The sequence below is a fragment of the Bradyrhizobium sp. CSA207 genome (assembly GCF_029051685.1).
Taxonomy (GTDB): domain Bacteria; phylum Pseudomonadota; class Alphaproteobacteria; order Rhizobiales; family Xanthobacteraceae; genus Bradyrhizobium.
Genome location: NZ_JAACFT010000006.1, coordinates 1 through 13,932, shown reverse-complemented (window position 1 = coordinate 13,932; position 13,932 = coordinate 1). Strand labels below are relative to the sequence as shown.

At 64.0% G+C, this 13,932-nt stretch carries 12 protein-coding genes, 1 tRNA gene and 1 pseudogene; 8 read left to right on the top strand and 6 right to left on the bottom strand.

Translation table 11 applies throughout. The features are described 5' to 3' along the window. The first annotated feature begins 31 nt into the window (after window positions 1-31). Entirely contained in the window at window positions 32-2,182 is a 2,151-nt protein-coding gene (rpoD, locus tag GWG65_RS07855; protein ID WP_275194795.1) for an RNA polymerase sigma factor RpoD, read from the top strand. A 109-nt stretch (window positions 2,183-2,291) separates the two neighbouring features. Here the strand turns inward: rpoD and GWG65_RS07850 are convergent, their stop codons facing one another. Beyond that, on the bottom strand, window positions 2,292-2,528 hold the full coding sequence (locus tag GWG65_RS07850) for a hypothetical protein (RefSeq protein WP_011090083.1): 237 nt from the start codon (window positions 2,526-2,528) through the stop codon (window positions 2,292-2,294). Window positions 2,529-3,226: 698 nt separating this feature from the next. On the opposite strand from GWG65_RS07850, the gene GWG65_RS07845 reads away from it, so the two are divergent. The 5 genes from GWG65_RS07845 (at window position 3,227) to GWG65_RS07825 (ending at window position 8,300) form a co-directional block, all read left to right on the top strand. After that, window positions 3,227-4,033 (top strand): lytic murein transglycosylase, encoded by an 807-nt coding sequence (locus GWG65_RS07845; RefSeq protein ID WP_275194794.1) that lies wholly within the window; start codon window positions 3,227-3,229, stop codon window positions 4,031-4,033. Window positions 4,034-4,381: 348 nt separating this feature from the next. Continuing rightward, window positions 4,382-4,756, top strand: a complete 375-nt coding sequence (locus GWG65_RS07840) for a response regulator (protein ID WP_275194793.1) — start codon at window positions 4,382-4,384, stop codon at window positions 4,754-4,756. 25 nt (window positions 4,757-4,781) lie between these two features. Further along, entirely contained in the window at window positions 4,782-5,393 is a 612-nt protein-coding gene (locus tag GWG65_RS07835; protein WP_275194792.1) for a LysE family translocator, read from the top strand. Between the two features lie 1,004 nt (window positions 5,394-6,397). Further along, window positions 6,398-7,600, top strand: coding sequence for a GGDEF domain-containing protein (locus GWG65_RS07830; RefSeq protein ID WP_275195126.1), 1,203 nt, complete (start codon window positions 6,398-6,400; stop codon window positions 7,598-7,600). A gap of 70 nt (window positions 7,601-7,670) precedes the next feature. After that, complete coding sequence (locus GWG65_RS07825) at window positions 7,671-8,300, top strand: peptidoglycan recognition family protein (RefSeq protein ID WP_275194791.1); 630 nt, start codon at window positions 7,671-7,673, stop codon at window positions 8,298-8,300. A 270-nt stretch (window positions 8,301-8,570) separates the two neighbouring features. On the opposite strand, the gene GWG65_RS07820 is transcribed toward GWG65_RS07825, so the two are convergent. The 3 genes from GWG65_RS07820 to GWG65_RS07810 all read right to left on the bottom strand — a co-directional run bounded on the left by GWG65_RS07820 (window position 8,571) and on the right by GWG65_RS07810 (window position 11,408). Continuing rightward, window positions 8,571-8,912 carry a hypothetical protein gene (locus tag GWG65_RS07820; RefSeq protein WP_275194790.1) on the bottom strand — a complete coding sequence of 114 codons (342 nt, stop codon included), beginning with the start codon at window positions 8,910-8,912 and terminating at the stop codon, window positions 8,571-8,573. A 369-nt stretch (window positions 8,913-9,281) separates the two neighbouring features. Then, a complete protein-coding gene (gene rpoH, locus GWG65_RS07815; RefSeq protein ID WP_148741962.1) occupies window positions 9,282-10,181 on the bottom strand; it encodes an RNA polymerase sigma factor RpoH in 900 nt (299 codons plus the stop codon). A gap of 219 nt (window positions 10,182-10,400) precedes the next feature. Continuing rightward, window positions 10,401-11,408 (bottom strand): RluA family pseudouridine synthase, encoded by a 1,008-nt coding sequence (locus tag GWG65_RS07810; RefSeq protein ID WP_275194789.1) that lies wholly within the window; start codon window positions 11,406-11,408, stop codon window positions 10,401-10,403. On the opposite strand from GWG65_RS07810, the gene GWG65_RS07805 reads away from it, so the two are divergent. Next, window positions 11,407-11,751, top strand: coding sequence for a hypothetical protein (locus GWG65_RS07805; RefSeq protein WP_247387158.1), 345 nt, complete (start codon window positions 11,407-11,409; stop codon window positions 11,749-11,751). The two genes, GWG65_RS07810 and GWG65_RS07805, sit on opposite strands and share 2 nt — an antisense overlap. 57 nt (window positions 11,752-11,808) lie before the next feature. Next, window positions 11,809-11,883 (top strand) — tRNA-Glu (locus tag GWG65_RS07800). A gap of 286 nt (window positions 11,884-12,169) precedes the next feature. Here the strand turns inward: GWG65_RS07800 and GWG65_RS07795 are convergent. Next, the gene (locus GWG65_RS07795) at window positions 12,170-13,189 is read right to left on the bottom strand and encodes a helix-turn-helix domain-containing protein (protein WP_275194788.1); all 1,020 of its coding nucleotides are present in this window, start codon (window positions 13,187-13,189) and stop codon (window positions 12,170-12,172) included. A gap of 616 nt (window positions 13,190-13,805) precedes the next feature. After that, window positions 13,806-13,932: pseudogene (locus tag GWG65_RS07790) on the bottom strand (amidohydrolase); the annotation flags it as partial.

Here is a 13,932-nt window from a genome sequence, read left to right as displayed (position 1 = left end):
CGTCTGTTTGAAACGCGTTTAGGAGCAATGGATGGCCACCAAGGCAAAGACGCTGCAGGCGAAGGACAAGGAAAAAGACGACAAGGCAGCGGATGCTCCGGAGAAGGATTCCCAGGACGCGCCGTCGCCGTTGCTCGATCTGTCCGACGCGGCAGTGAAGAAGATGATCAAGCAGGCTAAGAAGCGCGGCTTCGTGACCTTCGATCAGCTCAACGAAGTTTTGCCGTCCGACCAGACCTCGCCCGAGCAGATCGAGGACATCATGTCCATGCTCTCGGACATGGGCATCAACGTCACCGAAGCCGACGATAGCGAAGGCGAGGAGGACAAGGACGAGGGCGGCGAGGACGAGACCGACAACGAGCTCGTCGAGGTCACCCAGAAGGCCGTCACCGAGGTCAAGAAGAGCGAGCCGGGCGAGCGCACCGACGATCCCGTGCGCATGTATCTGCGCGAGATGGGCACGGTCGAGCTGCTGTCGCGCGAAGGCGAAATCGCGATTGCCAAGCGCATCGAGGCCGGCCGCGAGGCGATGATCGCGGGGCTGTGCGAAAGTCCGCTGACCTTCCAGGCCATCATCATCTGGCGCGACGAGCTCAACGAAGGCAAGATCTTCCTCCGCGACATCATCGATCTCGAAGCGACCTATGCCGGGCCCGACGCCAAGGCCGGCATGAACACCGCGATGATCGGCGCTCCTACCGGCGAGAACGGCGAAGCGCCGGCCGAAGGCGGCCAGCCCGCCGCGGCCGCAGTCGGCGCGCCGGCGCATGTAGCGCCGCCTGCCGCGCCCCCGGCGCCGACCCCGTTCCGCCCCGCGCAGCCTGCCGCAGGCGGCGTCCCGGGCGGCGAGGAAAAGGATCCGGCCGAGTCTGCCGCCGAGTCCGACATGGACGACGACGAGTTCGAGAACCAGATGTCGCTGGCGGCCATCGAGGCCGAGCTCAAGCCGAAGGTGGTCGAGATCTTCGACAAGATTGCCGACAGCTACAAGAAGCTGCGCAAGCTTCAGGAGCAGGACATCCAGAACCAGCTCCAGAACGAGTCGCTCTCGCCGCACCAGGAGCGCAAGTACAAGAAGCTGAAGGACGAGATCATCGTCGAGGTGAAGTCGCTGCGCCTGAACCAGGCTCGTATCGACAGCCTGGTCGAGCAGCTCTACGACATCAACAAGCGCCTCGTCTCGCACGAGGGCCGCCTGATGCGCCTTGCCGACAGCCATGGCGTCGCGCGCGAGGACTTCCTGCGCAACTACACCGGCTCGGAGCTCGATCCGCGCTGGCTCAACCGTGTCTCGAAGCTTTCGGCCAAGGGCTGGAAGAATTTCGTCCACCACGAGAAGGACCGCATCAAGGACCTTCGCCACGAGGTGCATCAGTTGGCTGCGCTCACCGGCCTCGAGATCGTCGAGTTCCGCAAGATCGTGCACTCCGTGCAGAAGGGCGAGCGCGAAGCCCGCCAGGCCAAGAAGGAGATGGTGGAAGCCAACCTCCGCCTCGTGATCTCGATTGCCAAGAAGTACACCAACCGCGGCCTGCAGTTCCTCGACCTGATCCAGGAAGGCAACATCGGCCTGATGAAGGCGGTCGACAAGTTCGAGTACCGCCGCGGCTACAAGTTCTCGACCTACGCCACGTGGTGGATCCGGCAGGCGATCACCCGCTCGATCGCCGACCAGGCGCGCACCATCCGCATCCCCGTGCACATGATCGAGACGATCAACAAGATCGTGCGCACCTCGCGCCAGATGCTCAACGAGATCGGCCGCGAGCCGACCCCGGAAGAGCTCGCCGAGAAGCTCGGCATGCCGCTCGAGAAGGTCCGCAAGGTCCTCAAGATCGCCAAGGAGCCGTTGTCGCTGGAGACGCCCGTCGGTGACGAAGAGGATTCGCATCTCGGCGATTTCATCGAGGACAAGAACGCGATCCTCCCGATCGACGCCGCGATCCAGTCCAACCTGCGCGAGACCACCACGCGCGTGCTCGCCTCGCTCACCCCGCGCGAAGAGCGCGTGCTGCGCATGCGCTTCGGCATCGGCATGAACACCGACCACACGCTGGAAGAAGTCGGCCAGCAGTTCTCGGTCACCCGCGAGCGCATCCGTCAGATCGAAGCGAAGGCGCTGCGCAAGCTGAAGCATCCGTCGAGGTCAAGGAAGCTGCGAAGCTTCCTGGACAACTGATTCGGATCGTCATGCCCGGGCCCGACCCGGGCATCCATCTAAACGAAAGCGGCGGGCCAAAGCCCGCCGTTTTTGTTGGTGCTGACGCTTCGCGTGTCTCGCGCGGAGCCTATTTCTTCTTCACTCCGACCCGCTCAATCTCCTTGATCGCGAGCGGCGGACGGCCGGATTTTTCCGCGATTTCGCGGTCCTGCTCCATGATGAAGCCGCGGGCGGGCTCATCACCCTCGAGGCCCCCCAGCAATTCCGCAGGCACGCGCCGGTTCGAGCGTTGGGAGCCGTCTTCATAGACGACGTTGAAAAAGGCGAATTCGCCCTTGGGATTGGTTCCAGGTTTCTTGGCCATGGCCGGCTTGTCGTCGATATGAGTGCCACAGTCAAATGGCTTCGGCGGTGGCAGGCGTCAACGCCGGGCCTGAGGCCACGAACCCCCGCACAATCCACCGCCGAAAGCCGTTCGCCGGATGAAAGCGTCAGACGGCTCGCATCGGACGGCTCGTATGGCCCAATCCGCCCCTTCCGCAATAAACGGCGGGCCGAGAAAGCCCGCCGTTTATTTTGGTCTTCAGCACCGCCCGGGGCTGGCAGGGCGACAACCTAAAATAGAATGATATCGCTTGCGCTCTGCGGCGGCAAGGCAAATCTTCGCGGTGTCGCGGCGAGCGCATCAGATATACGTCGTGGGTTCCATACGGATTGTCATTCCGGAGCGCGACAACGTCGCGAGTTATGATGCGCGATTGCGCATCTGAGAATCCATTGCGCCACCAACGCTGCGGCTCGATGGATTCCGGGCTCGCGTTGCGCCCCGGAATGACCAGAGAGGAGTGCGCGGCTGCTTATCTCGTGTTGCACGCGCCGCGATGTCGACGGCAGCAAGCTCGCGCTGTCCTTGCCTTCACGCCGCCACCAGCTCCACGCGCCGGTTGAGCTCGCCGGCGGGCATCAGTCGTGTTGTGAGGTCTTGCCGCTTTGACGTGAATCCTGTTCCCGGGCATGATCCCGCGCTGCCTTTCGCGCATAGCTCCCAGAGGATTTCCCCGCATGTTGAGATTTGCCCTCGCCGCCGCCTTCGTCGTTTGTCTGGCCGGCGGCTCGGCCGAGGCCGCGCGTTGCGGCGGCGACTTCAACAGCTTTGTCGCCAGCATGACCGCGGAGGCGCAGGCTGCCGGCGTTTCGGCGAGCGTGACCAGCGCGGCGTTCAGCGGCATTGCTCAGGACGGCGCCGTGCTGGCCTTCGACCGGCGCCAACGCTACACCTTCAACAAGAGCTTTGAGCAGTATGTCTCCACCCGCGTCGGTGCGGGCCGCATCAACGGCGGCCGTGCGCTCTTGCACCGCCACGCCGCGCTGCTCTCGCGCATCGAGCAGCAGTTCGGCGTGCCGCGGCAGATCCTGGTCGCGATCTGGGGACTGGAGAGCGATTTCGGCAAGGGCGACATCGGCAAGCTGCCGGTGATCCGCACGCTGGCGACGCTCGCGCATGACTGCCGCCGCACCGAGCTGTTCCAGGGCGAGCTGCTGGCCGCGCTCAAGATCGCGCAGCGCGGCGACCTGCCGCTGCGCGACCTCATCGGCGCCTATGCCGGCGAGATCGGCCAGACCCAGTTCCTGCCGTCGTCCTACGTCAAGTACGGTGTTGATTTCGACGGCGACGGCCGCGTCGACCTCCGCCACAGCGTGCCGGACGTGCTGGCCTCGACCGCGAACTTGCTGCACACCAGCGGCTTCAAGATGGGCCAGCCCTACGGCGAAGGCACCGCCAATTTCGAGGCCATGCGCGAATGGAACAGAGCGCTGATCTACCGCAAGACCATCGGCTATTTTGCCGATCGGCTGATGGGGCAGTGACGGCAGATCCGTGAGACGCCGGGTTCGCGCCACACGCGCGGCGTCATCACCCGCGCAAGCGGGTGATCCAGTATTCCAGAGGCAGTGACGCGATACTGAGGAGCCGCGGCGTACTGGATGCCCCGGTCGTGCCGGGGCATGACAGCGGTGGGATTGGCGAACATTCTCCTTCGCCAGGACGACGGCTGAGGGCATCGACGTGACGCCGTGTGCTGAATCCATCAATCGGCAGACGGAACTTCCATCTCCATATTTTCAGATTGGAACCGAACCATATCGCGACTTGCGCCCTTAACTTGCGTGACGTGGGGCCAAGAAAGCATCAAGAAGGCATTTTGGGAGGGGCCAATGGGACAAGCACAACCATATCAGGCCACCGCGTTGATCGTTGAAGACGATGTCATGCAGCGCGAGATGCTGTGTCTCTTGCTTGAAGAGAGCGGCTACCAGGTCATCCAGTGCGACAGTGCCGAGGCGGCCGAACTCGTGCTTGAGAAGAGTGCCGGCGCGCTCTGCCTGATGCTGACCGACGTCCAGCTTGCCGGCCGCATGAACGGGGTCGAGCTCGCATACGTCGCCAAGGGCCGCAATCCGAGGCTCGACGTCGTCGTCACCTCCGGCCGCCCGCTGATGCAGCCCTTGCCGAACGGTGTCAAGTTCTGGGCCAAACCCTGGGCACCGCTCGACGTCCTGCGCGAGGCCGAGATCGCGCAGTTGGCGTGACGCCGCAGGGATGATAGGGACAGACATGTCCTGGTCGTTCCTGCTCACGTCGCTCATCGTGGTCGCCTCGCCCGGCACCGGCGTGCTCTACACGCTGGCCGCCGCACTGACGCGCGGCTCGCGGGCCAGCGTCGCTGCCGCCTTCGGCTGCACGCTCGGGATCGTGCCGCACATGATGGCGGCGATGCTCGGGCTTGCCGCCGTGCTCCATACCAGCGCGCTCGCGTTTGCCGCGCTGAAATGGTGCGGCGTCGCCTACCTGCTCTACATGTCCTGGCAGGCGCTGCGCGAGACCGGAGCGCTGGCGGTCGACGGCGAGATCAGGGAGCGCTCGAACGGCCGCGTCGTCGTGACCGGCTTCCTGATCAACATCCTCAATCCAAAACTTTCGATCTTCTTCTTGGCCTTCCTGCCGCAGTTCATCGCGGTAGACGAGGCGCACGCGCTGGCGCGGATGCTGGAGTTGAGCGGCGTCTTCATGGCGATGACGTTTGCGGTGTTCGTCGTCTACGGCCTCTGCGCGGCCTCGGTGCGCGAGCGCGTCATCTCCCGCCCCGGCGTGATGGCCTGGCTGCGCCGGAGCTTCGCTGCGGGCTTTGCGGCGCTCGGTGCCAAGCTGGCGTTTGCGGAAAGGTAGAAGAGCTAGGCGATCTCCTCTTCACCTCGCCCCGCTTGTGGCAGGACTATCGCATATGCCTTTGGGCGGCCTGAGCGCGCGCCTCGTCCTTCGAGACGACCGCTCCGCGGTCTCCTCAGGATGAGGCTGAGCGGCATCGGCACCCGTTGAAACGGCTACCGCGGACTCCATCCTCATCCTGAGGGCCCGCCCCAAGGCGGGCGTCTCGGAGGATCGGCCACAACAACATCAGCCCATATGCGATCCCCTGCCGCTTGCGGGGAGAGGTCGGATCGCTCTTGCGATCCGGGTGAGGGGTACAGGTCTATCGTTGATCTCATGTGCGGAGGGAAGCCCCTCACCCCAACCCTCTCAGCGCGAGCGAAGCTCGTCGCGGCCCTGTAAGAACGGGGAGAGGGAGAAGCAGCAGCCGAGCGCGCCCAACAAAAAAGCGGGCCTCGCGCCCGCCACCTTCAATCTCAAGCTTACCCGACGCCCGGGCGGAGCGAGGCTCCACCCGGGCAAAGAAAAAGAAGCTGCGTTACTTCTTCTTCGCCTTCTTGGCCTTTTTCGCCTTCGCCTTCTTCGCCTTCTTCGCTTTCTTAGCCATAGTATCCTCTCAAGGGTTAATGGTGGAACGCGACACGAGGGATGCTCGGCGGAGGGCCAGCCTCGCAACATCCTCAACGACAAACTCAGCAGATTCGCGCCCGCCTGCCCCGCGCTGTCACATCCCCGTCATTACGTTATCCACAGCTCAGATGTGCTTTCGGACGATTTTCACCTGCGAATCCGCCTCGCGTCGTGCGCGACGCTATCGCACTCGATGCCGACGGCATGCCTAACGATCCGACAATCGCCCCGCGTCGTTCACGAAATCAAAACCAAAGCCGAGCTTTCACGGGTCGCAGTGAGACTCCGTTAAGCGCAACCCGCGCATTGTTCCCCGCAAGAAAACGGGGATGGGTGATGGACGAACAGCTGCCAAACGACGGGGGCGGGACGCTGCGCGCGCTGTGGCCGCGATGCTGAACGTCCCGACACTCTGGACGGTGTTCGTCGTCAACTTCCTGGCGCTCGGCCTGATCTGGGCCTATGTGACGCGCTCCTATCCGAAATTCGCAGCTGCGCGGTTCTGGATGGCATCGGCCTTCGTTGGCGCGGCGGGGGCGCTGACGGCCCTGATCCGCCTGTTCGTCATATCTCCTCTGCCGCTTCTGATCGGAGCCGTGGGCGTCATCGCAGCAGTCTCCTTCGCCGCAATGGGGATCCAGCGCTTCTACGATCGGCCGGTGTCCTGGCGCATCATGATTGCGACGGCGGCCTTGAGCATCGGCGGCATCGTGTTCTTCAAGTTCGTGTTCGATCACATGCCGCTGCGCATGCTCTGCTACACGATCGGACAGGCCCTGCCGCTGTTGCTGGCGCTGCATCTGCTGCTGTCGCCGCCGGAAGGCCGTGTCAGTCCGGGCGCCCGGCTGTCCGGCATCGTCATCATCACCATGATCGCGATCTTCATGGCGCGTACGGTCGGCAATCTGCTGGGGGGCGACTTCTCATCCATCGCCGGCAGCCAGTCCCACGCCGTCATGGTGCTGGGGCTCATGTTCCTGTCGATGACGCTCAATTTCGGCTTCCTGCTGATGGCGATCGATCGGCTGCGCAACGAGGTCGCCGATCTCGCGCTGCTCGACGACCTCACCGGCGTCGCCAACCGGCGCCATCTGCTGCAGCGCCTCACCGAGGAATGCGCCCGCTCGGCGCGCAGCGGCGAGGCGTTCTCGCTGCTGGTGATCGATCTCGACGGCTTCAAGACCATCAACGACACCCATGGGCATGCCGCGGGCGACGCCTGCCTGCGGCACTTCACCCTGATGGCGCAGACGCGGCTGCGGCCCGGCGACATGCTCGCCCGCACCGGTGGCGACGAATTCTGCGTCGTGTTGCCGTCGTCTAGCCTGCGTGAGGCGGCGTCGATCGCCCGCCGTGTGCTCGAGGTCTGCCGCCAGGATGCCGTCGGCTGCACCGGCAACGACATCCCGATCGCGATCTCGATTGGCGTGGCCGAATGGGACCGCAGCATCGGCCAGGTGCCTGACCGCCTGATCGCTCACGCCGATCACGCGCTCTATGCCGCCAAGAAGAGCGGCAAGAACGACCTTGCCGTCTACGATCCGGCACCGCCGCTCTCGCCCGAGCTGGCCGAGACCGCGCGCAAATTCGCCTGAGCTTGTTGTTCGATAACCGCTGCGCGCTTGTCCGGATCATGCTGTAGGCTCGGATGCGCATTGGATCCGCATGATGATGTCTCGCCTGTTCGCGGCGGTTCTCGCCGCCCTCGGTTTGATAGCTCCTGCCGCCGCCGCAACGGATGCCGAGCTCGCGAAACTCGCGCAGGCCTCCGGCACGCCTGACATTCCCGGCCTGAAAATCGTCTGGCTGGCGCCATGGGGCGACGTCCGCAACGCAAAGCCCTGGCGCAACATCATCGTGCATCAGACCGAAGGGCCGAGGGGCTCGGCGCGCGGCGGCGCGCTGGAGCAATCGAAGAACCCGACACGGCGCGGCGTCACTGTGTGGGTCGAGACCGACGGCACGGTCTATTGGGCGGTTGCGGAAAACCTGGTGCCGACCCATGGCGACGGCGCCAACCGCAACGACAACAAGTACATCGACAACAAGGCGACCTATCGCCAGGTGGTGCGCGACAATTCGATCGGCGTCGAGTTCGCGGGCAACTATCCCGATGTCGCGACCGGTCCGACCGCGGCGCAGGTTGTGGCGTGGAAAATCCTCGTCCAGATCCTGCGCGCGCGCTACGGCATCCCGCTCGACCACGTCTATGCGCACAACTGGATCGACTACAAGGACGCGCGCTACTGCGAAGGCTGCTGGCTCGCGACACTGGCAAGGGTTTGGGGGGAGTGAGGCGGCTCTGTTCCTTCTCCCCTTGTGGGAGAAGGTGGCATAGGCGGCCTTCGGCCGCCGTTCTTAGAACGCCGAAGCGAAGCTTCGGCTATGGCGCCGGATGAGGGGTTCGCTCCGCAGATGACAATGTGAGAGACGTCTTCGCGGATACGACCCCTCACCCGTCTCGCCGCTACGCCATAGCCGATGCGAAGCATCGGCGTTCTAAGAACGGCGGCCGAAGGCCGCCTATGCCACCCTCTCCCACAAGGGGAGAGGGGGAAAAAGCAATCACACCGGCTGCGCCATCCAGCCGAACAGGCGCCGGATCAAGCCCGGCCGCCGCGGCAATTCCGGCGGCTCATCCACCGCGAGCACGCGTTTGAAGAAGTAATCCAAAAACACCATGTCGTTCGGCTCGGTGACGGTGAACTGATCGTCGCCGAAGAACACGCTGTAATCGTAGAAGAACGGCCCGACGAACGGCACAGTCGCGGTCGATGCGTTGTCCTTGGAGATGACGAACTGCGACGGCTCGAGCCCGTGGTCGCGCATCGCCTGCTCGACCAGCGGCAGCCTGCGCATGAACTGGGCGGAGAACCCGCCGACGGTGGATTGCAGGATGATCGACACGGCGCGTGCCCGTCCGCTTTCGTGATGTCGGTCCGATGTTATTTGGTCGGTTGACCGGTCGCCGTGGTTCAAGGATGCGCCAGGACGCGGCGCGTCGAAACGCCGGCGGCTGTCACAGCTGTCATCGCCAGGCTTGACCGGGCGATCCAGTATTCCAGAGGCTTGCGTTGGAGAGTTCGCTCTTGCGACGAGCGCCGCGGAGTACTGGATGCCCCGCTTTCGCGGGGCATGACACCGAGTGTGATGTGACCATAGTCACCCAACAAACATAGTCACCCAACAAACATAGTCACCCAACAAAAAAGCCGGCGTTGCCGCCGGCTTCTTGTCTCTTCGATCCGCCAACTTCTGGCGCTTGCGAAACCGCGCTTAGTGCGCAGCTTCCAGCGCGGCTTGTTCCGCTCTTGCGATCGTGCCCTTGACCGCGGACTGCACCTTCTCGAAGGCGCGGACCTCGATCTGGCGGACGCGCTCGCGCGACACGCCGAACTCGGCGGCAAGGTCTTCCAGCGTCATCGGCTCATCGGCGAGGCGGCGCGCCTCGAAGATGCGGCGTTCGCGCGGGTTGAGCACGCCCATGGCGCCATTGAGGGCGTCACGGCGGTGATCATACTCCTCGTGCTCGGCCAGCATGGCTTCCTGGTTGGGCGAATTGTCGACCAGCCAGTCCTGCCATTCGCCGGCTTCGCCGTCGTCCCGGATTGGCGCGTTGAGTGACGCGTCGCCGCCGAGGCGGCGGTTCATGTCGATCACGTCCTGATCGGTGACGCCGAGACGCTTGGCAATGATCTTCACCTGGTCGGGGCGAAGATCGCCTTCGTCCAGCGCGGAAATCTTGCTCTTCGCCTTGCGCAGGTTGAAGAACAGCTTCTTCTGGTTCGCGGTGGTGCCCATCTTCACGAGCGACCACGAACGCAGGATGTACTCTTGAATCGACGCCTTGATCCACCACATGGCGTAGGTGGCGAGGCGGAAGCCCTTTTCGGGCTCGAAGCGCTTCACCGCCTGCATCAGGCCGACATTGCCTTCCGAGACGACCTCGGAGATCGGCAAGCCGTAGCCGCGATAGCCCATGGCGATTTTGGCCACGAGCCGGAGATGGCTGGTGACGAGTTGGTGCGCGGCGTCGCGATCATCATGCTCGCGCCAACGCTTGGCGAGCATGTATTCCTGCTGGGGTTCCAGCATCGGGAATTTGCGGATTTCGCCGAGATAACGGGAAAGGCCGGATTCTCCATTGAGGACCGGCAGTGCAGCGGTACGGGCCATAGTGCGCCCTCCAAACAGGTTCAGGCCCCCGATAGCGGCGGGCCAGGCAGACGACCGCTTTGTTAAAGCCAGTCGTAGCTGCGATGTTCCGCGTTGGTCATTTCAACGCAGCCGCAATATACCCCATGGGGGGTCATTTAGGGAAGGATTACTGACGTCACGTCCCCGTGTGGCTGCCATAACTTTTTGTAATGTAAAGCTTTTCTGAATCGGCCTGCGTCATAGCGCCGCTTTCAGAGTACCCTGGAGGAGAAGCAAATCCTCCGGTAAGGGCGCCTCCCAGTGCAGAAGTTCTCCGGTCCTCGGGTGCTCCAATACCAGCAGATAAGCGTGGAGGGCTTGCCGCCCAAGCGCGGTCAGGGCCGCCTGCGACGCAGGCGCCAGCTGGTTCGCCTTGGTCTTGAAATGCGGGCCGTAGACGGCATCGCCCATCAGGGGGTGCCCGATATGGGCGAGGTGGACGCGGATCTGGTGGGTGCGGCCGGTCTCGAGCTCGCAGGCGAGCAGGGTGGCGATCGGCTTGCCGTCGCGCCCGGCGTAACTCTCCAGGATTTCCCAATGCGTCACCGCCTCGCGGCCGCTCTTGCGCACCGCCATTTTCTCCCGCGCGTGAGGGTGACGGTCGATGGGCGCGTCCACGGTGCCGCGATGGCGGCCAGGGGTGCCCCAGGCGAAAGCCATGTAGCCGCGTCGCATCGGCCCGGTGCGGCCGTGATCGGCAAATTGCGCGGTCAGCGACGCATGCGCGAGGTCGTTCTTGGCGACCACCATCAGCCCGGTGGTGTCCTTGTCGAGCCGGTGCACGATGCCGGGCCGGCGCACCCCGCCGATGCCGGAGAGCGACGACCCGCAATGGGCGATCAGCGCGTTCACCATCGTGCCGGTCTCGTGCCCGGCCGCGGGATGCACCACCAGCCCCTTGGGCTTGTTGAGGACGATGATGTCGTCGTCCTCGAACACGATATCGAGCGCGATATCCTCGCCCTTGGGCTCTGCAGGCACCGCCCCGGGCACGTCGATTGTGATCGTATCGCCCGAAGCGACATGATAAGCGGGGTCGCGGACCGCGGAGGCCTTAAGGCTCACCGCGCCCGCCAGAATCAGGGCCTTCAGCCTTGATCGCGACAGATCAGCGAGGTGCGCCGCCAGCACGCGGTCGAGCCGGACCGAGCCCTCGTCGTCGCCGACCACGACCTCCAACCTCTGCGCTGAACCCGAGCTTTCCATGACGACGACCGAAACCGCTGTTCCCGAACCGAGCCCCGAGCAGGCCGCGCTGTTTGCGCGGGTACGGCGGATGATGCTGATCGCGGGGTTGACTACGGCGCTGGCAATCTGCGCCGTGCTGATCGCGGTGGGCTACCGCCTTTTCAAGTCGGAGGGAAGGGCGCCGGAGGCCGTCTTCGACGCCATCGCGACCCTGCCGAAGGGTGCCAAAATCGTCTCGAGTGGCGTGGCCGGGGACCGCCTGGTGATCACGATCGAGATCGGCGGGGTGACCGAGATCCGCACTTTCAACCCCCAGACCCTGAAGCCCGCCGGAAAGCTGAAATTTGCCAATGAGCCGTAAAACGTCGGTTCGGGTCCTTGCGGCGGACAAATTTCGAGGTTATTGGCTAGCCCTCACGCTCCCTTCGTCTAGCGGTTAGGACGCGGCCCTCTCAAGGCTGAAACAGGGGTTCGATTCCCCTAGGGAGCGCCATTCTCACGCCAGCCGGAACAAAACTGCGAACCGTCACTTCTCCAGACGCCGCCGCAAGGCGGGCATCTCCACTTGGCTCGCGTTTGTTGCAGTTTGATCCATCGCGGTCGCCAGCGATTCCGCCTGATTTTTGCCATGGGCCTCTCGCTCGCCGCGACCTTCGAGGTGAGGTCTCCGATGTCATGCGCTCCTACGCCGGCAAAGGCGTGGCGCTTTACCAGTGGTGAGAGCGGCGCGGGCAAGGTTGCCGTGTGGCTTCGCCAGCGCTTAGCTGTCGCGGTCGATGTCAGTGTTTTGAAAGATTGTGCAGGATATCGTCTGGCGCTGGCGGAGCGCCGCCGTCGCGCTGCCAGGCTTGCGACTTCTCCCGGATCTCGCCCGGTGTCAGGCCGAACTTCCGGCGAAAGGCCCGGACGAAGGTCGAGTCGCTGCTGAATTGCAGATCGACGGCCAGATCAATCAGCCGGCCGGTTTGCTCCGCCGGCGAAACCAATCGTCGCATCGCGATATTCAGCCTTTGCTCCGTTACATAATGTGCAAGGCCGCCTTCGGGGACGAACATCCGGTACAGGCTGGCCCGCGACACGCCGAAGCGGCGGCACAACTGTTCGGCGCCGAGCATCTCTGTATCGAGCTGCGCATCGATGAAGCGCTTGATCATCGCCAGAAACAGCGGGCGATCGGCCCGATCGACCGTCTTCTCAATTTGCGCCGCGCTGCCGACTATAGTTGCGATGATGTCCATCATCGTGCTGAGCGCGGCCGCTGCATCGCTGTCGCCGTTCACACCCGCTTGCCACAACGCTGTGAACTGCTTTCTCAAAACCTGCGACGGCTGATCGGCACGGGACAGCAGCGTTGCCGTCGCGGCATCGGGAAAGGCCAGTTGCGGCCCGAGAAGCGCGCGCGGCAGGATCAGCGTCCGCACCTGGCACCGGCGGGCGGCGCCTTCGGTCAGCTTGGTCCGGTTCGGTTGTGCCATATCGATCAGGCAGAGGTCGCCTGGTCGAAGGGCGAGCTTGCGGCGGCCGGAGCTGAATTCCATCTCGCCCTCGGCGCAGAGCGTGACCTGGTAGTGATCGAGCCCGCCACGGGCAATATGCGAGGGCGTCCGATCGTATCGTAGTCCGGTCGCATCCGAATGGACAAGCAATGCGCTGCCCGCGCCAAGCGCGATCGGGAAGACCTGCGATGAGACTTCAAAGTCGTCGTCCGGAGTGAGCGGAGTGACATCGCAGATATCCGCAGTCGCCAAACGAAACTGCTTCAGCGCCTCAACTCCGCGCCGCGCCTCATTCGTCGACATTCGCTATCGCCCGGAAAATCTCTCCGGCATGCCACGCGAAGCGCACGATGTCGTCGAGGGATTGCATTCTTGCTCACCCTCATGCGGTGAAGCTCGAGTGCGAAGTGTAGCCATTCGGGGACGACCGGGCAAGCGACGGCCTGATGATGACAAATTGACGAAAATGCGCGGTCCATCGTTCGCCGCGCGGGCGCCCTGTGCTTTCTATGTACCAACTTGCTTCAGAACCGGCGCGTGAGACGCTGGGCACATTGGCGCACCAATCGACCTGCTAGGACTTGGCCCTCTTTTACAGGAGCACGCTGCGGTCGCCGGTTTGGCAATCGTGCGCGGCTCATAGCGGCCGGTCATCAACGGTCAGGCGCAGGGCGGCAGCGGCATCGAGGGCGGCGGCCCGGCGGTGCGGTGTTGGCGACCAACCGAGGATGTCCGGATGCGCGTTGGAGCTTCGTCGCGATCGAGTTTGCCCCGCTCTCCCGGTTGGAAGCGACGTCTTCTCCTGGTTTTCGCCGGGCTGGCCTATTCGTCGTCGGCTTTGGCGCAGACTGCCGGCGGGACCGGCGGAATCGACCCCTACGGTGATTCCGGCGGCTCCGGAGGCGTCGGTTACAGCGGGGCCGAACTCACGCAAGCGGTCAGCAACGAATGCTGCGGTGCGGTGGACGTCGTACAGGAGCTCAGGGTGCTGGTGGATGTCCCGCCGCCAGGCCTGGATATCGGGTTGAAGGTCGGCGACGCGGTTC